This window comes from Chthonobacter albigriseus, assembly GCF_013839445.1.
In the GTDB taxonomy this organism is placed as follows: domain Bacteria; phylum Pseudomonadota; class Alphaproteobacteria; order Rhizobiales; family Pleomorphomonadaceae; genus Chthonobacter; species Chthonobacter albigriseus.
This window is the reverse complement of the sequence record NZ_JACDIT010000003.1, coordinates 351,873-371,388: the sequence shown is the minus strand read 5'-3', so window position 1 is coordinate 371,388 and position 19,516 is coordinate 351,873. Positions and strand designations below refer to the sequence as shown.

Below are 19,516 nucleotides of genomic sequence, written 5' to 3'. Positions count from 1 at the left end.
CGGCGACGCTCCGGTTACTGCCCCAGACGCTCCAGAAGCGCAGGAACATGGACCTGATCGGCCTTGTAGTTGCCGGTCAGGCTGTACATGACGATGTTGACGCCGGCCCGGAGGGCGAACTCGCGCTGGCGCGGCTCGCCGGGGACGACGGGATAGAGGAACTGGCCGGCGTCGTCGGCCGCCCAGGCGCCGGCGAAGTCGTTGCCGGTGATCAGGATCGGGGACACGCCGTCGCCGGTGCGGACCGGGCGAACGTCGCCGCCGCCTTCGGCCGCGGCCTCCTCCTCGGCGGAGGTGCTCGCCTCCACCCAGAGCGGGCTGCCGACGTAGCGGCCGGGGAAATCAGCCATCAGGTAGAAGGCCTTGGTCAGCACGTGATCGGCCGGGACCGGCTCCAGGGCGGGCACGTCGAGGGTCGCCAGCATCTCGCGTAGGCGCTCGGATGCTGGGGTCGAGCCGCCGTCGAAGTTGGAGAACTGGTCGCGGGTGTCGAAGAGCACCGTTCCGCCGGACTTCATGAAGGCGTCGATGCGGTCCATCGCGGCGCGGCTCGGCGCGGCGACGGCGGGATCGACCGGCCAGTAGATCAACGGGAAGAAGGCGAGTTCGTCCTTCTCGGGGTCGAGTCCGACGGGCTCGCCACCCTCCAGCGCCGTACGGGCGGCGAGGAAGCGGGTGAGCGCCCAGAGGCCGGCGCGACTGGCTTCGTCGATCTCGGCGTTGCCGGTTGTGATGTAGGCCAGGCGCGGAACGCTCACCTCGTCGATGATCTTCTGGTCCTCGGCGGAGAGCTGAGTCTGGGCACGGGCGTCGCCCGGTGCGAGCGACAGGACGGCTGCGAGGAAGATGGCGGTGGTGGTGCCGGCGGCGCGCCAACCAGTGAAGAGCCGGATCCCGCCGACAAGAGCGAGCACGGCGATGGCGTCGACAATCAGCAGCAGGAAAGCCATCGAGAACAGCCAGGGTTCGAGCGCGACGCCGCGGTCGGTGGACAGCGGCACGCGGGTCGCCTCAGGGCCGAGGGCGGCGAGGTCGAGGCGGGCGAAGGGGGTGTCGGGTCGCATCAGGTTCACCGCGCGGAACGCATCCTCGGTTCCGTAGAGGCCGGGCGGGGTGTCCCGGCTGGCGGTCACGTTGGCGACCCCGGCGGCGGGGATGCCGCGGACGTCGTTCGGGGGGCTCGTCAGGCGGCCCTGGCCGTCGAGGATCAACAACGGTGCGAGCAGCGCCTGGGTGGCGACCGCACGGTCGGCCGTCGCCGTGCCGGTGGCCTGGCCGAGCGCCACGACGCGCCTCAGCATCTCGACGAACGCGCCTGAGATCGGAAGGTTCGACCAGGTGGTGTCGGCGGTGACGTGGAAGAGGACCAGCCAGCCGGCGCCGACCTTCTTGGCGGTGACCAGCGGCGTGCCGTCGGCAAGGGTCGCCCAGGTGCTGGCGTCGAGGTCGGGCGAGGGCTCGGCGAGCACCTGACGCTCGACCGACACGTCGCCCGGCACTGCGACGTCGGAGAAGGGGCCGGCGTCGGAGAAGTCGGCGAGCGACTGAGGCTCCTCCCAGGAGAGCGCGCCGCCGAGGGTGCGGCCACCGCGGCGAAGCGGCACCGGCACAAGGTCGTCCTCGCCGGCGGCGAGCCGCGGTCCGGCGAAGCGGATCAGCACGCCGCCACCCTCGATGAAGCTGGAGACCGTCTCGGCGGTTTCGCCGGTGAGGGTGCCGACGTCGGCCATCACGATCGCGGCGATGCCGTCGTTCACGTAGCCCTCGACGGCGGCGTCGATGCCGGAGGAGCGGGGCTCGCGGATATCGGCGAAGGGCGACAGCGCCCGGGTGAGATAGTAGGTCGGCGACAGGAGCGGCTGGGCGCGGTCGGCGTTGGCGCCGGAGATAAGGCCGACGGTGCGGCGGCGCCAGCGGTCGTCGAGCAACTGCACCGCACCGGCTGTCCGCGCACCGACGACCTCGATGCGGGCGATCTCGTTGCGGAGTTCCAGCGGCAGCTTGAAGCTGGCGCTCGCTTCCGTCGCGTCGGCTTCGAAGGCGTAGGGCTGTTCGTCAAGCAATGTGCCTCGGCGGTCGACGGCGCGGATCGTTCCCGTGGCAGTGGTAGCGGCGTCGATCCGGCGTATCGTAGCCTTGATCGCCTCGCCGTCATGGGCGACGGCGGTGACCACGGGCGGCGGCACGGAGCCCGCCCCGGCGACGGTCACGGCGGCGCCCGGGGCCAGGTCGCGCAGCGTTGCGGCAAAGGCGGCGCCCGTGCCGTCGTCGACCGGTTCGGCGATCCAGACGACGTCGCCGGGCGCCGCGGCTTCGGCGGCGCGGGCAAGCGGCTGGGTCAGGAGGCCATGGTCTGGAGACCAGGCGCGCGGTTCCAGGGCGGCGAGACGGTCGCCCGCTTCCTCCGGCCGGACCGCGGTGATGTCGCGGCTGATGCCCTCGGCCGTGCCGACCACGACGACTGGCCGTCCGGCGGCCGAGGCGTTGTCGATGACGGACTGGGCGGTGGACCGGCGGGCCTCCCAATCGGGAGCGGCGGAGTAGCCGTTGTCGATCAGAAGCCAGACGGGGCCTGTGCCGGTGAGACGGTCGGCCACCGGGCGGAAGGTCGGGCCGGCCAGCGCGAAAATGACGAGGGCCGCCAGGAGAAGGCGGATCAGCGTGAGCCACCAAGGGGTTCGCGCAGGGGTCTCCTCCTCCACGCGAACCTGCGACAGGAGCCGCAGCGGCGGGAAGGTGACGAGGCTCGGGCGCGGTGGGGTGACCCGCAGCACCCACCAGAGGATGGGAAGCGCCACAAGACCGACGAGCACCCAGGGCGCAGCGAAGGCGAAGGGAAGGCCCATCATGCCGCGCCTCCCGCCACGCCGGTGTGGACGGCGCCGGCTGACAAGCGAGCGTGCAACGCGAGCAACACGTCGGCCGGCGGTCGGTCGGTGTGGTGGATCAGGAAGCTCCAGCCGGGGCGCCGGGTCGCGTCGCGCAGCGCCTCACGGTGGCGGCCGAGCGCTTCCAGATAGCCCTTCTTCCAGGCTTCCGCCCGACCTGCGGTGATGCGACCTCCGGTTTCGGGATCGATGAATTCGGTGCGGCCGGTGAAGGGGAAGGTCTCCTCGATGGGGTCGAGCACCTGGACGAGGTGGACGCGCGCGCCGGATCCGGAGAGGTGGGACAGCTCCAGGGCGATCTCGTCGGCCGGGTCGAGAAAATCGCCGAACACGACCACCTCATGAAAGCGGCGGACAGCGCCGACGGACGGGCGAGCTGTGTCGTCTTCCAGATGCGAAAGCGTCATGGCAAGGCGTTCGGCCGCGCTGCGGCTGGCGATCGGCCGGCCGTGACCGAGCAGGCCGATTCGCTCGCCGGAGCGGGCCAGCAGTTCGGCCAGCGCGACCATCAGCACGATGGCGCGGTCGCGTTTGAATGTGGAGGCCAGATCGGACTTGAAGCGCATCGACGCGGAGAGGTCCGACCAGAGCCACACCGTATGGGCGTTCTCCAGTTCCTGCTCGCGGACGTAGAGGTGGCCTTCCTCGCGGGCGGAGCGTCGCCAGTCGATCCGGCGGGCGGGTTCGCCGAACTGGAAAGGGCGAAACTGCCAGAAGTCCTCGCCGAAGCCGGCGCGACGCCGTCCGTGCCAACCCGTCGCGACGGTGTTGGCGACCTGGCGGGCCTCCACCATCAGATCCGGCAGCGATGCGGCGAGCGAACGGGCGCTCGCCGTCATGGCCGGCGTCAGCACAGGGGCAGTCGCGGTCTGGTCGACGCCCGCCATGCGCGTCATCCGATCCGGCCGGTGAGGTCGGCGATGACGTCGCGGACGCCGACGCCGTCGGCACGGGCGGCGAAGGTCAGCGCCATGCGGTGCTGAAGGACCGGTTCGGCCAGCGCCTTCACGTCGTCGATGGACGGCGCGAGCCGGCCCTGCGCCAGCGCGCGGGCACGCACGGTCAGCATCAGCGCCTGGCTGGCACGGGGGCCGGGACCCCAGGCGATGGCGTTAGAGTGGCGGCCGATGCCGCTGTCCGGCCGGGCGGAGCGGACGAGGTCGAGGATGGCTTCGACCACGGATTCGCCGACAGGCACACGGCGGACCAGCTTCTGGAGGGCGATGATCTCGGCCGGCTCGAGCACGCGCTCGGCCCGCGCCTCCTCGGCGCCGGTGGTTTCCAGGAGGATGCGGCGCTCGGACTGGCGGTCCGGGTAGAGCACGTCGATCTGCAGCAGGAAGCGGTCGAGCTGGGCTTCGGGCAGCGGGTAGGTGCCTTCCTGCTCCAGGGGGTTCTGCGTGGCGAGCACGTGGAAGGGTTCGGGCAGATCGTGGCGCTGGCCGGCAACCGTGACGTGGCGCTCCTGCATGGCCTGGAGTAGCGCCGACTGGGTGCGCGGCGAGGCGCGGTTGATCTCGTCGGCCATCAGCAGCTGGGCGAACACCGGACCGCGGACGAAGCGGAAGGCGCGAGAACCGTCAGCGGCCTGCTCGAGCACCTCGGAGCCGAGGATGTCGGACGGCATCAGGTCGGGCGTGAACTGGATGCGGCGCTCGCTGAGGCCGAGCACGGTGCCCATGGTCTCGACCAGCTTGGTCTTGGCGAGGCCGGGAACGCCGACGAGGAGGCCATGACCGCCGGCGAGCACGGTGATGAGCGCCCGCTCCACCACGCTCTCCTGGCCGAAGATGACCCGGGCGATGGCGTCGCGCGCGGCGACGATCCGGGCGACAGCGGCCTCGGCGTCGGCGACGATCTGGTCCGGGTCGGCAGCGGTTCCCGCGATCCGTGGTGCACTCATGGTCCGGTAGTCTCCTGTCGCAGGCCGTCGGTCGAGTTTGACATCTCTTAAAGGCCGACGCATCCCATGCCATATGGAAACATGGACACGGGATCGGTTTCGTCCACGGGAAAGACTTCAGAAGGCGAAAAAGTGACGAATGCCAGAACCATCGGTCACGTCGTCGTGAAGGCGGGTTGCGGGAAGCGGAAGCATGGGCGCGGCTGAAAACCAACCTTTCGGCGGCGACATGGCAGGGTTGGCCGCGCTGATCGGCCGGGCCGCGCCGGATGGTCGCAAGCCGCCGGTTGAGCGGTGGAACCCGCCGTTCTGCGGCGACATCGACATGGCGATCGACCGGGCCGGGCAGTGGCACTACATGGGCACGCCGATCGGGCGGGAGGCACTCGTGCGGCTGTTCGCGAGCGTTCTGAAGCGCGATGCGGATGCCTATTTCCTGGTGACGCCGGTGGAGAAGGTGGGCATCCGCGTCGCCGACGTGCCGTTCCTGGCGGTGGAGATGCACGCGGCCGGGGATGGCGACGGGCGGACGCTGACGCTTCGCACCAACGTCGGTGACGTGGTGGAGGCCGGGCCGGAGCATCGGCTGCGGTTCGTCATCGAGGAGGGCTCGGGCGGGCTGGTGCCCTACGTCCATGTCCGGGCGGGGCTGGAGGCGCGGTTCACGCGGGCGCTGGCGCAGGAGGCGGCGGAGCTGGTCGAGGAAGGCCCGGACGGCCGCCTGGGCATCCGGGCTGGCGGGGTGTTCCACCCGCTTCCGAAGGGAGCGATGGGCGAGGCATGAGCGACGTGGCGACACCGGTGTTCTCAACGGCCGACCTCGATGCCCGGCGGGAGCGGCTGCACCCGCTGGACACGACGCGCCTGGTGCCGAGGCTGCATGCCGGCGACCATGTGACGGACCCGTCGCTGACGGAGTTCCTGAAGGACATGACGCTGCGCGACGCGGCGGTGCTGATCGGCATCGTGGGCGGGGCGGAGGGCGCTTCGATGATCCTGACGCTGCGGACCGCCCACCTGAAGGCGCATGCCGGCCAGATCGCGCTGCCGGGCGGCAAAATCGATCCGGAGGACGCCGATCCGGTGGCGGCGGCGCTGCGCGAGGCGGAGGAGGAGATCGGGCTCGACCGGCGTCTGGTGCGGCCGTTGGGCCTGCTCGACCCCTACATCTCCAACACCGGCTACCGGATCTTCCCGGTGGTGGCCGTGGTGGAGGAGGACGCCCCGCTGACGCCCAATCCGGAGGAGGTGGCGGACGTCTTCCAGGTGCCGCTGGCGTTCCTGATGACGCCGGAGAACCATCTGCTGGAGACGCGCCCGTTCCGCGGCGTGGAACGGCGCTATTATGCGATGCCCTACCAGGAGCGGCGGATCTGGGGCGTGACGGCCGGGATCCTGAGGCTCTTCTATGAACAGGTGTACCGTTGAGCGATCTGCCCGCCTCCCTCGCCGGCGCCGCTTTTCTCGCCGACCCGGCGCTCGCGGCGGTGGTGCGGGCGATCGAGGCCGGCGGGCACCGGGTGCGGGCGGTGGGCGGAGCGGTGCGGAATACCCTGCTTGGCGAACCGGTCGCCGACGTCGACCTCTGCACCGACGCCCGGCCAGAGCGGGTGGTCGAGCTCGCGGCAGCGGCGGGGCTGAAGCCGGTGCCGACGGGCATCGAGCACGGCACGGTGACGGTGATCGCTCGGTCGAAGCCGTTCGAGGTGACGACGCTGCGCTCCGACGTGGAGACCGACGGGCGGCGGGCGGTGGTCGCCTACACCGACGACTGGGCGGAGGACGCCCGCCGCCGGGACTTCACCATGAACGCGGTCGCCTGCGACCTCGACGGGACGCTGCACGATCCGGTCGGCGGGCTGCCCGACATCGCGGCGCGGCGGGTGCGCTTCATCGGCGTGCCGGACGAGCGGATCCGCGAGGACTACCTCAGGATCCTCAGGTTCTTCAGGTTCTTCGCGACCTACGGCCACGGGCGGCCGGACCCGGAGGGGCTGGAGGCCTGCATGCGGTTGCAGGCCGGGCTCGACCGGCTGTCGCGCGAGCGGATCGGCCAGGAGATGCGCAAGCTGGTCATTGCCAAGGGAGCACCCGACACGACGGCCGTGATGGCGAATGCCGGCATCCTGGAGCATGCGCTCGGCGGCCAGGGATGGCCGGATCGCCTGAAGCGGGCGTTCGACCTGGCGAAGGCCAGCGGCGTGGAGCTGGTACCACCGCTGGCGCTCGCCGTGCTCGGTGCAGAGATGGCGGATGACGCCGTGCGATTGGCGGAGCGGATGCGGCTCTCAAACGCGGAACGCGACCTGATCGCCGACGTCGTGAATTGGGGCGCGCGACTTTGGGCGGATCCGGTTACGCAAGCGGTGAAGGAGGCGGTCTACCGGGCGGGGAATACGGTCGTCGTCGGCGCGCTTATCCATTCGGCGGCCCGTTCCGGTGCCGCCCTGCCGGCCACGTTCGGTATTGCAAAGGACTGGGCTGCTCCCCGGTTCCCGATCACGGGCGCGGATCTGGTGGCGCAGGGCATGGAGCCCGGACCGGAACTCGGGAAACGGCTTAGGTCATTGGAGGAGGCGTGGATCCGCGGGGGCTTTGAAGCGGGCTGAGTGGGCGCGAGCCTCACGGCCACTTGGCCACCGGGGGCATGGAGGAGAGGATGCTTTCGATATTGCCGCCGGTCTTCAGGCCGAAGATGGTGCCGCGGTCGTAGAGGAGGTTGAACTCGACATAGCGGCCGCGGCGGACGAGCTGTTCCTCGCGGTCGGCGTCGGTCCAGGGCGTTTCCATGTTGGCGCGGACGAGCCGGGGGTAGACGTCGAGGAAGGCGAGGCCGACGTCGCGGGTGAAGGCGAAGTCGGCGTCCCAGCTTCCGGAATGCAGGTAGTCGTAGAAGATGCCGCCGATGCCGCGCATCTCGTTGCGGTGCTTCAGGAAGAAGTACTCGTCGCACCAGGCCTTGTAGCGGCCGTAGTCGACATGGGCGTGGGAGTCGCAGGCAGACTGCATCGCCGTGTGGAAGGCGATGGTGTCGGGGTCCTCCTGCGTGCGTCGGCGGTCGAGTACCGGCGTCAGGTCGGCGCCGCCGCCGAACCACTGGCGGGTGGTCACCACCATGCGGGTGTTCATGTGGACGGCGGGCACGTTGGGATTTTGCAGGTGGGCGATCAGGGATATGCCGCCGGCCCAGAAGCGGGGATCTTCGGAGGCGCCCGGGATCTGATTGCGGAACTCCGGCGCGAACTCGCCGTGGACGGTGGAGACGTGGACGCCGACCTTCTCGAAGACGCGGCCGTGCATCAGGGACATCTCGCCGCCGCCGCCGTGGGCGCCGGTGTGGTCGGTGCGGCTCCAGGCCTTGCGCTGGAAGCGCCCGGCCGGACGATCGGAGAGGGGGCCGGACAGGTCGTCCTCGACTGCTTCGAAGGCGGCGCAGATCCGGTTGCGCAACTCTGTGAACCACGCAGCCGCAGCGACTTTCTTGTCTTCAATCCCCTCCGGGATGGTGGCGTTCGCGAGGCTCTCCCTGGGGTCCATCGGGTCGTTCTCCTTGGGTTGCGGCCGGTTTACGACGGTTCGCCAGCGCTGTCACCGGCCCGTGCCGGGAAGGCGCCGGTCTGCCGCAGGGCCTCGCCCAGGATCATCGCGCCGGCCAGCGCGACGTTGACGGATCGCAAACCCGGCCGCATCGGGATGGTGATGCGCGCGTCGGCGCGCTCGTGGACCGCGTCAGGGACGCCCGCGGATTCGCGGCCGAGGAGGATCACGTCGGCCGAGCCGAAGGCGTGCTCCGCATAGGGCAGGGCGCCCTTCGTGGTGGCCAGCACGATGTGGCGGCGCTCCGCTTCCGCCCACGTCAGGAAGGCGGTCCAACCGATGTGGCGGACCAGTGTCGCCTGCTCAAGGTAGTCCATGCCGGCACGGCGGAGCGCGCGGTCGGACAGGTCGAAACCGGGCGGACCGATGACGTGGACCGGGACTCCGAGGCAGGCGCCAAGGCGCAGCAGCGTGCCCGTGTTCTGGGCGATATCGGGTTGGTAGAGGGCGAGTGCGATCATGCCGCCGCGTTCTAGGACGGGTCCGCCACCGCGGAAAGCGAAAACGGGAAACCGCCCGGCGATTGAGGGAGCGCCGGGCGGTTCCCGCCGCCGAGGGGTGTGGGTCTAGGGAGAACCGGGCCTCGGGGGTAGCGCGACGCGAAAAGTCCCTGCGGAGACGCGCGAGGCCTTACACGCGGTGACGCACACCAAGCTATGGTGGGGGAAAAGCGGGCGCGTCACCAACTTTGGGGACGCGGACCGATTTGTTTCGGTGCACGGAAAAAACAGTCCGGGGTCCAGGTCCGTCACGAGAAAGTCGCACACGGGGAGTTCAGGTGCTCCCGTCGATCCGCTGCGCTAGGCTTCAATCATCTCGTACGGCGAGTCGGCAGAGGTGGCCGTTGATTGCGGCCGCGGTCCGACATGGCGTTTTCGCCGACGCCGCATGGCATCCCAACAGGATCGTTTTGTCCCATGTTCCGCTTCTTTGAAGGCCTGATCGACCCGTTCCGCGACCATACGGCCGGCCAGCCGCCGGTCGGCCTTCTGGCGTTCTACTGGCACCATCTGCGGCAGGTCTGGAAGCCGTTCGCGGTGCTCCTGGCGGTCGGGCTGGTGGTGGCGCTGATCGAGGTGTCGATCTTCCGCTACATCGGCGCGATCGTCGACATTCTGGGCGCGACGACGCCGGAACGGCTGTGGGCGGACCACGGGGCCACATTCCTCTGGATGGGCTTCGTAATCGTGATCGCGCGGCCGATTTTCACGGCGCTGCACGACCTGCTCGTTCATCAGGCGATCGCGCCGGGTTTCACCAACCTGATCCGCTGGCAGAACCACCGATACGTGCTCAGGCAGTCGATCGGGTTCTTCAACAACGACTTCGCCGGCCGCGTCGCCAACAAGATCGTGCAGACCGGTCCGGCGTTGCGCGAGTCGCTGGTGCAGGGGGCGGACGCGGTCTGGTTCGTGATGCTCTACACGGGATCGGCGCTCTACCTGTTCGCCGAGGCGGACCTCCGGCTCGCCGCGCCGCTGGTGGTCTGGATCGGCGCCTACCTTCTGGTGCTTCGCTGGTTCATCCCCCGCGTGAAGCAGAAGTCGGAGTCGATCTCCGAGGCACGCTCGCTGCTGACCGGGCGCATCGTCGACAGCTACACGAACATCCATACCGTGAAGCTGTTCGCCCATACCGACCGCGAGGACGACTTCGCGCGGCAGGCGCTGGTCGACCACACCAAGGAGTTCTTCGACCAGCAGCGGCTGATCACGCGGATGACGATGACGATCTCGGCGCTGAACAGCGTGCTGGTGTTCATCACCGGCGCGACGGCGATCTGGCTGTGGTCGCTCGGCTCGATCTCGACGGGCTCCATCGCGCTGGTAGGCGGTCTCGTGGTGCGCATCATCAACATGTCCGGCTGGATCATGTGGGAGGTGACCGGCATCTTCGAGAACATCGGCACCGTGCAGGACGGCATCACGACGATCGCGACGCCGCACACCGTGGTCGACAAGCCGGTGGCCAAGCCGCTCGCGGTCGGCGGCGGACGGGTGCGGTTCGATGACGTGCACTTCCACTACGGCAAGACGCGCGGGGCGCTCGACGGGGTAACGATCGACATCGCCCCGGGGGAGAAGATCGGGCTGGTCGGACCGTCGGGGGCGGGCAAGTCGACGCTGGTCAACGTGTTCCTGCGGCTCTACGACCTGGAGGGCGGGCGGATCCTGATCGACGGGCAGGACATCGCCGCGGTGACGCAGGACAGTCTCCGCGCGGCGATCGGGGTGGTGACGCAGGACACCTCGCTGCTGCACCGCTCGATCCGCGACAACATCAAGTACGGCCGGCCGGACGCGACCGACGAGGAGATGGTCCGGGCGGCCACGCTCGCCAAGGCGCACGAGTTCATCCCCGGGCTTTCCGACAATCGTGGCCGGTCGGGCTACGACGCGCACGTGGGCGAGCGGGGCGTGAAGCTCTCCGGCGGGCAGCGGCAGCGGATCGCGATTGCACGGGTGCTTCTGAAGAACGCGCCGATCCTGGTGCTGGACGAGGCGACGAGCGCGCTCGACAGCGAGATCGAGGCGGCGATCCAGGAGAGCCTGGAAACGCTGATGGAAGGCAAAACGGTGATCGCCATCGCGCACCGGCTGTCGACCATCGCGCGGATGGACCGGCTGATCGTGATGGACAAGGGCCGGATCGTGGAGACAGGCACGCACGCCGAGCTGGTCGCCCGCGGCGGCCTCTACGCCAGCCTCTGGGCGCGGCAGACCGGCGGCTTCATCACAGACGACCTGGAAGAGGAGAGCGCGGCGGCGGAGTGAGCCGCCGCCGCGCCTTCCGTCAGAGGTCGAACTGGTAGCTCGCCGGGACGTAGCGGAAGCCCTCGCCCATCGGCTCCACGAAGCCGACCGCGGGGAAGGGCATGTGGTAGCCGACGAAGGGGACCTTGTCGGCGGCGAGCATGCCGAACACCGACTTGCGGGTGGCCGCCGCGGCGGCCTTGTCGGCATCGAAGCGGACTTCCCAGTCGGGTTTCTGCAGCGATGCGACGTAGTGGTTGGCGGTGTCGGCGGTCAGCACGAGGCGGCGCCCGTCGCTTTCCAGATTGAAGATCATGTGTCCCGGGGTATGTCCGTGGGCAGCCATTGCCGTGATGCCGGAGACCACGCTGGCGCCGTCGTCGATGAAAGTCATCTTCTCGGCGAGGGGCACCACCTTGGCCTCCACCGCTTTCGCAGATTCGGCAGCCGGGGTGGACGGGGCCGTCTTTGTCCAGAAATCGTATTCCTTGGATCCGGTGACATAACGCGCGTTGGCGAAGGCGGGCTTGTCGCCTTCCATCAGGCCGCCGATGTGGTCGCCGTGGAGGTGGGTCAGGACGACGATGTCGATCTGGTCGGGTGCATAGCCGGCCGCGGCGAGCCGGTCGGCGAGGCGTCCCATGGCCGGGCGGGCGCCGGCTCCGAGGCCGGTGTCGAACAGCACGACCTCGCGCCCGGTGTTGACCAGCACGGGCGTGAAGCTGTTCACCATCTGGTTGGGCGGCAGGAAGTTCGCGGTCATCAGGGCTGCGACGTCCTCCGGCGACTGGTTCGCGCCAAAGGTGGGGTGGGGGCCGTCGCCGGGACGCAGGCCGTCCAGCAGGGTGACGACCTCGAAGCTGCCGAGCTTGAAGCGGTAGAAGGACGGCTTCTCCGGACCGACCTGGGGAGCCGCGGCCCGGGCCGGCGGGGCGAAGGACACGGCGCCGGCGGCACCGAGGGCCAGGGCGGAAACGCCTCCGACGATGAGATCGCGCCGATCGATGCGGTTCGATGGGGTCTGCATTGGTGTTGTCTCCTCCAGGACGACGCGAACGATCGCGCCATTTGCATGCAAGGCGACCTTACGGAGAGTGGTGGCCGCCGGCTCATCAACCTCCGCTCACGTTTTCGGGAGACGGCGACGCAAATGGCTGGCAAGACGGGACAATCGCACCCGATTTGCCGTTCTCCCCTTGCCGAAATCGCTGCCATCCCCACACTCGCGCCATGAGCTCACGTCCCGCCAGCCTGATCGACCGCCTGTTCCGCTGGTTCGAAGATCGCATCGACCCTCTGAAGCCGACGGCCGGCGAGCACCCGCTGACCCCGCCAACGAGCGTGTGGCGCGTAGTCCGCTCGTTCTTCGCCGAGACCGGGTGGGCGGTGGTTCTGATGATCGCGCTGACGTCGGCGACGACCGCGGTGGAGATCGCCATCCCGTGGATGATCGGGCGCCTGGTGGACCTCGTCTCGCAGGCGCCGAATCCGGCGTTCCTGCAAGCTCATGCCTGGGATATCGCGCTGTTCGCGCTCCTCCTGGTGGTGATCCGCCCGAGCGTGACGGTGATCGCCTCGCTGGTGCGCAACCAGACCCTGCTGCGGAACGTCGGCGTGCTGGTGCGCTGGCGGACGCACGAATACGTGTCGCGGGCCGACATCTCGTTCTTCCAGAACGATTTCGTCGGGCGGATCGCGACCAAGGTGGGGCAGACCGGGCAGGCGATCCGCAGCCTGGTGCGGCAGCTGGCGGACCAGCTGCTCTACGCGATCCTGTTCCTGATCGGCACCATCGTGTTCCTGCTGCTTCACCATCCGCTGTTCGCGCTGCCGGTGGTGATTTGGATCGGCGCGTTCGTGGGGATTCTCTGGGTCTACCTGCCGCGAAGCCGCGCGGCGGCGCGGCGGGTGTCGGAGACGTCGTCCATCTTCACCGGGCGGATCGTCGACGGCTACTCCAACTACATGACCGTCCGGCTGTTCACCGGGATCGGGCGGGAGGACAGCCATGTGCGCGAGGCACTCGCCTCGGGCGTGGAGGCGAGCACCGTCCAGCAGCGGTACCTGACATCGCTGGCGGTGATCCTGTCGTTCATGAACGGACTGCTGGTCGCTTCAGGGGCGGCGATCGGCGTTCATCTCTGGCAGGCGGGGCTCGCCAGCGGCGGCGACATCGCGGCCGTGCTGGCGCTGCTGGTCCAGATCCATGGGCTGTCGCGCGCAGCGGTGTTCAACCTCGGCGACGTCTACGATTCGATCGGGACGCTGGAGGATTCCGTCCGGTCGCTCGCCCGGCCGAAGGTGGTGATCGATCAGCCGGACGCGGCGCCGCTGCGGGTGTCGCGCGGGGCCGTGGCGTTCCGGGATCTCCACTTCGACTACGGTCGGTTGCTGGAGGACGGCAGCCGCAGGCCGGCTGTCGACGGGGTGACGATCGACATCGCCCCGGGGGAGAAGATCGGCTTGGTCGGGCCGTCGGGGGCGGGCAAGTCGACGCTGGTCAACGTGTTCCTGAGGCTCTACGACCTGGAGGGCGGGCGGATCCTGATCGACGGGCAGGACATCGCCGCGGTGACGCAGGACAGCCTTCGGGCCGCCATCGGGGTGGTGACGCAGGACACCTCGCTGCTGCACCGCTCGATCCGGGACAACATCAAGTACGGCCGGCCGGACGCGACCGACGAGGAGATGGTCCGGGCGGCCACGCTCGCCAAGGCGCACGAGTTCATCCCCGGGCTTTCCGACAATCGTGGCCGGTCGGGCTACGACGCGCACGTGGGCGAGCGGGGCGTGAAGCTCTCCGGCGGGCAGCGGCAGCGGATCGCGATTGCACGGGTGCTTCTGAAGAACGCGCCGATCCTGGTGCTGGACGAGGCGACGAGCGCGCTCGACAGCGAGATCGAGGCGGCGATCCAGGAGAGCCTGGAAACGCTGATGGAAGGCAAGACGGTGATTGCCATCGCGCACCGGCTGTCGACCATCGCGCGGATGGACCGGCTGATCGTGATGGACAAAGGCCGGATCGTGGAGACAGGCACGCACGCCGAGCTGGTCGCCCGCGGTGGTCTCTACGCCAGCCTCTGGGCGCGGCAGACCGGCGGCTTCATCACCGACGACCTGGAAGAGGAGAGCGCGGCGGCGGAGTAGGCGGCACGGGGCGGCGCCGACCCGCTCTGTTCACGAAAAGTGCACTGTGGGCCCTGTCGATGAGCCGATAGGGATGCTTCATGGTGCGTTGCGACAAAACGTCGTCGGACATCTCGTCAGGCCCCGGTCTCGCCCCAACTGGACATTCCATGGCGTTGGTGCAAAAACATCGCCGACCGACGGACCTGGGCGGCGCCCCCAAAGCGATTCCGACCTTCTTCGTCGACTGAACTGGACCCTTCACGGCCCCGCCTCGTCCGCTTCTCCTTCCAAAGCCGGGATAGCGCGAGAGGGGTGGTTTGTTGCATGGGAACAGCGACAATTCAGTCCACCGGCAGCACCGCGGGGGGTGCGGCGCGGGGAGACGTTGGAAAGGAACCTGCCTTGGCTTCGACCCACACTTCGGACGAACCCACCCGCCGCGACTTCCTGATGCTGACCACCGGCGCGATGGGTGCCGTGGGCGCGGCAGCGGCGCTGTGGCCGTTCATCGACCAGATGAACCCGGATGCCTCCACGCGCGCGCTCGCCTCGGTCGAGGTGGACGTCGGCGCGATCGAACCGGGGCAGGCGATCACCGTGCCGTGGCGCGGCAAGCCGGTGTTCATCCGCAACCGCACGCCGGAGGAGATCGAAGCCGCCAAGCAGGTGCCGGTCGCCGAGCTTCGCGATCCGGTCGCGCGCAACGACAACGGCGCCGCCGACGCGGTGGCCAGCGACGAGAACCGCGCCGCGCCCGGCAAGGAGAACTTCCTGATCCTCGTCGGCGTCTGCACGCACCTCGGCTGCATTCCGCTCGGCCAGCAGGGCGACTTCGGCGGCTGGTTCTGCCCGTGCCACGGCTCGCACTACGACACGTCCGGCCGCATCCGCAAGGGGCCGGCCCCGGAGAACCTCCTGGTTCCCGTCTACACCTTCGTTTCCGATACCCGGCTGCGCATCGGCTGATCCCGACGCTTCGCGAGGAGATACTCATGTCCGGTCATTCGACCTACGAGCCCCGCACGGGCGTGGAGAAGTGGATCGACACGCGGATGCCGATCGTGCGCCTGCTGCACGATACGGGCGTGTCCTACCCGACGCCGCGCAACCTGAACTACTTCTGGACGTTCGGCGGCATTCTCACGTTCATGCTGGTGGTGCAGATCCTCACCGGCGTGGTGCTGGCGATGCACTATGCAGCCGATTCAAAACTGGCGTTCGAGTCCGTCGAAGCGATCATGCGCGACGTGAACTGGGGCTGGCTGCTGCGCTACCTGCACGCCAACGGCGCGTCGATGTTCTTCATCGCCGTCTACATCCACATCTTCCGCGGCCTCTACTACGGCTCCTACAAGGCCCCGCGGGAGCTGTTGTGGATCCTCGGCGTGATCATCCTGCTCCTGATGATGGCGACCGCCTTCATGGGCTACGTGCTGCCGTGGGGACAGATGTCCTTCTGGGGCGCGACGGTCATCACCAACTTCTTCACCGCCATCCCGGTGATCGGCCAGCCGATCCAGACACTCTTGATCGGCGGCTTCGCGGTCGATGACGCCACGCTCAACCGCTTCTTCTCGCTGCATTATCTCCTGCCGTTCATGATCTTCGGCGTGGTGATCCTGCACATCTGGGCCTTGCACGTCACCGGGCAGAACAACCCCACGGGCGTCGATGTGAAGAGCACCAAGGACACGGTTCCCTTCACGCCCTTCGCGACGATGAAGGACGGCCTGGCGCTGGTCTGGTTCCTGGTGTTCTACCTCTGGTTCGTGTTCTACCAGCCGAACTTCCTCGGCCACCCCGACAACTACCAGGTCGCCAACCCGCTGGTGACCCCGGCGCACATCGTTCCGGAATGGTACTTCCTGCCGTTCTACGCGATCCTGCGGGCGATCACCTTCGACATCGGGCCGATCAACTCCAAGCTCGGCGGCGTCATCGCCATGTTCGGGTCGATCGCCATTCTGGTGTTCCTGCCCTGGCTCGACACCTCGAAGGTCCGCTCGGCCCGCTACCGGCCGCTCTACAAGATCTTCTTCTGGGTCTTCGCGGTGGTGTGCGTGTTCCTGGGCTGGCTTGGCTCGCGTCCGGCGGAAGGCACCTATGTAGCGATGGCGCAGGCCGCTACGGCCTACTACTTCGCACACTTCCTGATCGTCCTGCCGCTGCTCGGCTTCCTGGAGACGCCCAAGCCGCTGCCGGTTTCGATCCTGGACGATGTCCTCGCCAAGAACGGCGGGCACGGCCATCCGGCCGGTGCCACCGCCGCCCCGGACAAGCACTGATCCGCCCGACGGAAGGAACCCGATCATGACACATCAGATGTTCCGTTGGGCTGCCGCCGCCGTGGTCGGCCTCGGTATCGGTCTCGGCAGCTTTGCCGCGGCTGCCGCCGAGGAGGAGCACGCCGGCGCCCCGACGCACTTCCCGATCCACAAGCCCGCCTATGTGAACTGGAGCTTCGCGGGCATCTTCGGCACCTACGATCGCGCCCAGCTCCAGCGCGGCTACAAGGTGTACAAGGAGGTCTGCGCCTCCTGTCACTCGATGAACCTCGTCAAGTTCCGCAACCTCGCCGAAGAGGGCGGACCGGGCTTTACCGAGGAACAGGCGAAGGCACTGGCGGCCGAGTACACGATCATCGACGGGTTCGACGACTCCGGCGAGCCGGTGGAGCGCCCGCGCGAGCCGAAGGACCCGTTCCCTGCGCCGTTCCCGAACGACAACGCCGCCCGCGCGGCCAACGGCGGCGCGCTCCCGCCGGACTTCTCGCTGATCGCCAAGGCGCGCGCGGTGGAGCGCGGCTTCCCGTGGTTCGTCCTCGACGTGTTCTGGCCCTATCAGGAGCAGGGGCCGGACTACATCCACGCGCTGCTGACCGGATACCAGGAACCGCCGGAAGGAACCGTGGTGCCGGAGGGGCAGTACTACAACCCCTACTTCATCGCGGGCCAGTCGCTGGCGATGGCGCCGCCGCTGTCGGATGATGTCGTGGAATACACCGACGGAACGCCGCAGACGGTGGATCAGTATGCCAAGGACGTCTCGGCCTTCCTGATGTGGGCCGCCGAGCCGCACCTGGAGGCACGCAAGAAGCTCGGCTTCCATGCGCTGATCTATCTGGTGGTGTTCGGGGCGCTGCTGGGCCTTGCCAAGCGGAAGGTCTGGTCGAACGAGCCCCATTGAGGCCTGTCGACGTCACATGCAAACTAGAAAGGGCCCCGAACCGGGGCCCTTTTTCATGTTCCGATCTGCCGGAAGGATCTTCCGCACCAGAGGCCGGACGGTTCACCAGCTGCTGCTGTCGCCGCCGCCGCCACCACCGCCGGACGATCCACCGCCCGACCCGCTGCTCTCACGATCGGCCCAGATCAGCTTGGACCGACTGGCGGCGACGGTCGCCGGTTTGGCGGGCGGCGCACGACGCGTTGCGACCGCGGGGGGCGGCGCGACTTCCTCGACCGCGACCGGGAGGCTGTCGTCCGGAACGATGTAGGCCATCTTGGGAGGATCGATCCTGAGGGTGCGCAGGCCGTTCGGAGTGGCTGTGCGGACCGCGACGACCCCGCCGAAAGCGCTTGTCGATGCACTGGCGCAGTTGCCGAAGCAGACGGCTTCCCGGTCCGATACGGGCACGGTGACCTGCTTTCCTGCGCGTACAAACGTAATGCTCTGCGCGCCCAGAATCTTTTCTGCTCCCCCGGGTACGACGCACCCTGACTGTATAATAGTGGCAATGGTCGCAAGTGCCGTCAGTAGGCGAATTTTTGCCATAGCCCCTCTCCGATGCCGGAATTTCAAGTCCCTCCAATGTTTTCAGTGAATGCCTAAGTTGTGTCAACCTGAGTTTTACACGACGCATACCGGGGTAACGTGAAGTGTAGGCGGCTGTTCTGGCGCTGGGGATTGAACCGGATCTTGTCAGGCGACTGCCTGGCGGAGAGGGAAGCCTTCGTCGAGCCCGACCTACCGGATTTCGGGAGAGCAACATCCGGGGGGAAGCAATCCAACGGGCGTTGCGGACCGCGCGCGCCGCCCTTGCCTCTGCCACTCCACTCCCGTTCAAGGCGCGTCGGCAAAGGGCTCCCCGCTTTTTCCAGGTCGCCTTCGCGCGGGTTCTGCGCTACGCCGATAACAACCTGGCGATCGTTGCGCAGCCCACCGAGCCGGGCTGCGAACGGCGATCGCGCCGGACCTCGCGGAGTTCCAGATCCCATGAACCTTGCCGATACGATCCGATCGATCCCCGATTATCCGAAGCCGGGAATCGTGTTTCGGGACATCACGACGCTCCTCGGCAACGCGCGGGCGTTCCGGCGGGCGGTGGACGAACTGGTTCAGCCGTGGGCCGGCGGAAAAATCGATAAGGTGGCGGGCATCGAGGCGCGCGGGTTCATCCTGGGCGGGGCGGTCGCACACCAGCTGTCGGCCGGCTTCGTACCGATCCGCAAGAAGGGCAAGCTGCCGCACGAGACCGTCTCGATCGTCTACAGCCTGGAATACGGCGTGGACGAGATGGAGATGCACAGGGACGCCATCCTACCCGGCGAACGCGTCATCCTTGTGGATGACCTCATCGCGACCGGCGGCACGGCGGTCGCCGCCGTGACGCTGATCCGGAGCCTCGGTGCGGTGGTTGAAGCCGCATGCTTCATCGTGGACCTGCCCGACCTTGGCGGGGCGGACAGGCTGAGGGGCATGGAGGTGCCTGTGCGAACCCTGATCGAGTTCGAGGGGCACTGAAGAGAGCCGCCTCGAAACGGGGTCAGCCGTCGGATAGGCTGTTGGCGACGCGCGCGGTGAGGGGATCGTAGATCGGCTTGTCGGCGGCGGGGTAGATGATCTCCAGCGTGTGCGCAACCGAACCGTCGGGGGCCATCAACAGCTTGACGTAATAGACCTCGTCACCCTTGAAGCCCGACAGCACGAACCAGCTACGGCCTTTCTTGCGATAGGTTATGCGGGTGCCGTCCACGTCGTCGAGCGCGGTGCTGTAGAGTTCGTCGATCCCCAAACCGTCGGCGTTGTGTCCCGCGAAGACGCGGATGGAGGCGCGGCCGTCAGCGCTGACAAAGCTCTGTCCGTCGCCGTTGTCGGACTGCTCGCGGGGCTGGAAGACGTCCTCTGGAATATCGATCCGTGTGCCGAAGCGGTCGTTGACGTAGGTCCGCCACTCCGCCGCCGACGCGGGCAGGGCGACCGAGATCAGGGCGAGGGCGAGGATGATCCTGCGCATGGCGGCATGT

At 68.2% G+C, this 19,516-nt stretch carries 17 protein-coding genes; 9 read left to right on the top strand and 8 right to left on the bottom strand.

The genetic code is table 11. The features are described 5' to 3' along the window. Window positions 1-14: 14 nt before the first annotated feature. The 3 genes from HZ321_RS11985 to HZ321_RS11975 are packed head-to-tail and all read right to left on the bottom strand — an operon-like array spanning window position 15 to window position 4,791. Window positions 15-2,849 (bottom strand): DUF4159 domain-containing protein, encoded by a 2,835-nt coding sequence (locus HZ321_RS11985; RefSeq protein WP_181702572.1) that lies wholly within the window; start codon window positions 2,847-2,849, stop codon window positions 15-17. Beyond that, on the bottom strand, window positions 2,846-3,775 hold the full coding sequence (locus HZ321_RS11980) for a DUF58 domain-containing protein (RefSeq protein WP_181702571.1): 930 nt from the start codon (window positions 3,773-3,775) through the stop codon (window positions 2,846-2,848). The genes HZ321_RS11985 and HZ321_RS11980 overlap by 4 nt, the downstream gene beginning before the upstream one ends. A gap of 5 nt (window positions 3,776-3,780) precedes the next feature. Continuing rightward, window positions 3,781-4,791 (bottom strand): AAA family ATPase, encoded by a 1,011-nt coding sequence (locus HZ321_RS11975; RefSeq protein ID WP_181702570.1) that lies wholly within the window; start codon window positions 4,789-4,791, stop codon window positions 3,781-3,783. 193 nt (window positions 4,792-4,984) lie between these two features. On the opposite strand from HZ321_RS11975, the gene HZ321_RS11970 reads away from it, so the two are divergent. Genes HZ321_RS11970 through HZ321_RS11960 form a run of 3 tightly spaced genes read left to right on the top strand, consistent with a single transcriptional unit; the run spans window position 4,985 to window position 7,400 of the window. Then, window positions 4,985-5,575, top strand: a complete 591-nt coding sequence (locus tag HZ321_RS11970) for a DUF1285 domain-containing protein (protein ID WP_181702569.1) — start codon at window positions 4,985-4,987, stop codon at window positions 5,573-5,575. Then, the gene (locus tag HZ321_RS11965; protein ID WP_181702568.1) at window positions 5,572-6,219 is read left to right on the top strand and encodes a CoA pyrophosphatase; all 648 of its coding nucleotides are present in this window, start codon (window positions 5,572-5,574) and stop codon (window positions 6,217-6,219) included. The genes HZ321_RS11970 and HZ321_RS11965 overlap by 4 nt, the downstream gene beginning before the upstream one ends. After that, window positions 6,216-7,400: a CCA tRNA nucleotidyltransferase gene (locus HZ321_RS11960; RefSeq protein WP_181702567.1), complete on the top strand. Its 1,185-nt coding sequence runs from the start codon at window positions 6,216-6,218 to the stop codon at window positions 7,398-7,400. The genes HZ321_RS11965 and HZ321_RS11960 overlap by 4 nt, the downstream gene beginning before the upstream one ends. A 13-nt stretch (window positions 7,401-7,413) precedes the next feature. Here HZ321_RS11960 and hemF read toward each other — a convergent pair whose 3' ends face one another. Together hemF and HZ321_RS11950 are read right to left on the bottom strand one after the other, a co-directional pair. After that, on the bottom strand, window positions 7,414-8,328 hold the full coding sequence (gene hemF, locus HZ321_RS11955; RefSeq protein ID WP_181702566.1) for an oxygen-dependent coproporphyrinogen oxidase: 915 nt from the start codon (window positions 8,326-8,328) through the stop codon (window positions 7,414-7,416). A 29-nt stretch (window positions 8,329-8,357) separates the two neighbouring features. After that, a complete protein-coding gene (locus HZ321_RS11950; RefSeq protein WP_181702565.1) occupies window positions 8,358-8,849 on the bottom strand; it encodes a tRNA (cytidine(34)-2'-O)-methyltransferase in 492 nt (163 codons plus the stop codon). 456 nt (window positions 8,850-9,305) lie between these two features. Between HZ321_RS11950 and HZ321_RS11945 the strand changes: the two genes are divergently transcribed. Continuing rightward, complete coding sequence (locus HZ321_RS11945; RefSeq protein WP_181702564.1) at window positions 9,306-11,162, top strand: ABC transporter ATP-binding protein; 1,857 nt, start codon at window positions 9,306-9,308, stop codon at window positions 11,160-11,162. A 19-nt stretch (window positions 11,163-11,181) separates the two neighbouring features. Here the strand turns inward: HZ321_RS11945 and HZ321_RS11940 are convergent, their stop codons facing one another. Further along, on the bottom strand, window positions 11,182-12,168 hold the full coding sequence (locus tag HZ321_RS11940) for an MBL fold metallo-hydrolase (RefSeq protein WP_181702563.1): 987 nt from the start codon (window positions 12,166-12,168) through the stop codon (window positions 11,182-11,184). Window positions 12,169-12,371: 203 nt separating this feature from the next. On the opposite strand from HZ321_RS11940, the gene HZ321_RS11935 reads away from it, so the two are divergent. The 4 genes from HZ321_RS11935 (at window position 12,372) to HZ321_RS11920 (ending at window position 17,456) form a co-directional block, all read left to right on the top strand. Next, window positions 12,372-14,288 carry an ABC transporter ATP-binding protein gene (locus HZ321_RS11935; protein WP_181702562.1) on the top strand — a complete coding sequence of 639 codons (1,917 nt, stop codon included), beginning with the start codon at window positions 12,372-12,374 and terminating at the stop codon, window positions 14,286-14,288. Window positions 14,289-14,672: 384 nt separating this feature from the next. Further along, window positions 14,673-15,236, top strand: coding sequence for a ubiquinol-cytochrome c reductase iron-sulfur subunit (gene petA / locus HZ321_RS11930; protein WP_280514481.1), 564 nt, complete (start codon window positions 14,673-14,675; stop codon window positions 15,234-15,236). 26 nt (window positions 15,237-15,262) lie between these two features. After that, window positions 15,263-16,555: a cytochrome b gene (locus HZ321_RS11925; RefSeq protein WP_181702560.1), complete on the top strand. Its 1,293-nt coding sequence runs from the start codon at window positions 15,263-15,265 to the stop codon at window positions 16,553-16,555. 25 nt (window positions 16,556-16,580) lie between these two features. Next, window positions 16,581-17,456 (top strand): cytochrome c1, encoded by an 876-nt coding sequence (locus HZ321_RS11920; protein WP_181702559.1) that lies wholly within the window; start codon window positions 16,581-16,583, stop codon window positions 17,454-17,456. Window positions 17,457-17,558: 102 nt separating this feature from the next. Here the strand turns inward: HZ321_RS11920 and HZ321_RS11915 are convergent, their stop codons facing one another. Continuing rightward, entirely contained in the window at window positions 17,559-17,906 is a 348-nt protein-coding gene (locus tag HZ321_RS11915) for a hypothetical protein (protein ID WP_181702558.1), read from the bottom strand. 579 nt (window positions 17,907-18,485) lie between these two features. Between HZ321_RS11915 and HZ321_RS11910 the strand changes: the two genes are divergently transcribed. Next, window positions 18,486-19,013, top strand: coding sequence for an adenine phosphoribosyltransferase (locus HZ321_RS11910; RefSeq protein WP_181702557.1), 528 nt, complete (start codon window positions 18,486-18,488; stop codon window positions 19,011-19,013). Between the two features lie 22 nt (window positions 19,014-19,035). Here HZ321_RS11910 and HZ321_RS11905 read toward each other — a convergent pair whose 3' ends face one another. Beyond that, complete coding sequence (locus tag HZ321_RS11905) at window positions 19,036-19,506, bottom strand: hypothetical protein (protein ID WP_181702556.1); 471 nt, start codon at window positions 19,504-19,506, stop codon at window positions 19,036-19,038. Between the last annotated feature and the right edge of the window lie 10 nt (window positions 19,507-19,516).

Coding starts and splice junctions, on each gene's coding strand:
- HZ321_RS11985 (WP_181702572.1), bottom strand. CDS start 2,849: ATGATGGGCCTTCCCTTCGCCTTCGCTGCGCCCTGGGTGCTCGTCGGT.
- HZ321_RS11950 (WP_181702565.1), bottom strand. CDS start 8,849: ATGATCGCACTCGCCCTCTACCAACCCGATATCGCCCAGAACACGGGC.
- HZ321_RS11965 (WP_181702568.1), top strand. CDS start 5,572: ATGAGCGACGTGGCGACACCGGTGTTCTCAACGGCCGACCTCGATGCC.
- HZ321_RS11970 (WP_181702569.1), top strand. CDS start 4,985: ATGGGCGCGGCTGAAAACCAACCTTTCGGCGGCGACATGGCAGGGTTG.
- HZ321_RS11940 (WP_181702563.1), bottom strand. CDS start 12,168: ATGCAGACCCCATCGAACCGCATCGATCGGCGCGATCTCATCGTCGGA.
- HZ321_RS11935 (WP_181702562.1), top strand. CDS start 12,372: ATGAGCTCACGTCCCGCCAGCCTGATCGACCGCCTGTTCCGCTGGTTC.
- HZ321_RS11925 (WP_181702560.1), top strand. CDS start 15,263: ATGTCCGGTCATTCGACCTACGAGCCCCGCACGGGCGTGGAGAAGTGG.
- HZ321_RS11920 (WP_181702559.1), top strand. CDS start 16,581: ATGACACATCAGATGTTCCGTTGGGCTGCCGCCGCCGTGGTCGGCCTC.
- HZ321_RS11975 (WP_181702570.1), bottom strand. CDS start 4,791: ATGAGTGCACCACGGATCGCGGGAACCGCTGCCGACCCGGACCAGATC.
- HZ321_RS11945 (WP_181702564.1), top strand. CDS start 9,306: ATGTTCCGCTTCTTTGAAGGCCTGATCGACCCGTTCCGCGACCATACG.
- HZ321_RS11910 (WP_181702557.1), top strand. CDS start 18,486: ATGAACCTTGCCGATACGATCCGATCGATCCCCGATTATCCGAAGCCG.
- hemF (WP_181702566.1), bottom strand. CDS start 8,328: ATGGACCCCAGGGAGAGCCTCGCGAACGCCACCATCCCGGAGGGGATT.
- HZ321_RS11980 (WP_181702571.1), bottom strand. CDS start 3,775: ATGGCGGGCGTCGACCAGACCGCGACTGCCCCTGTGCTGACGCCGGCC.
- HZ321_RS11905 (WP_181702556.1), bottom strand. CDS start 19,506: ATGCGCAGGATCATCCTCGCCCTCGCCCTGATCTCGGTCGCCCTGCCC.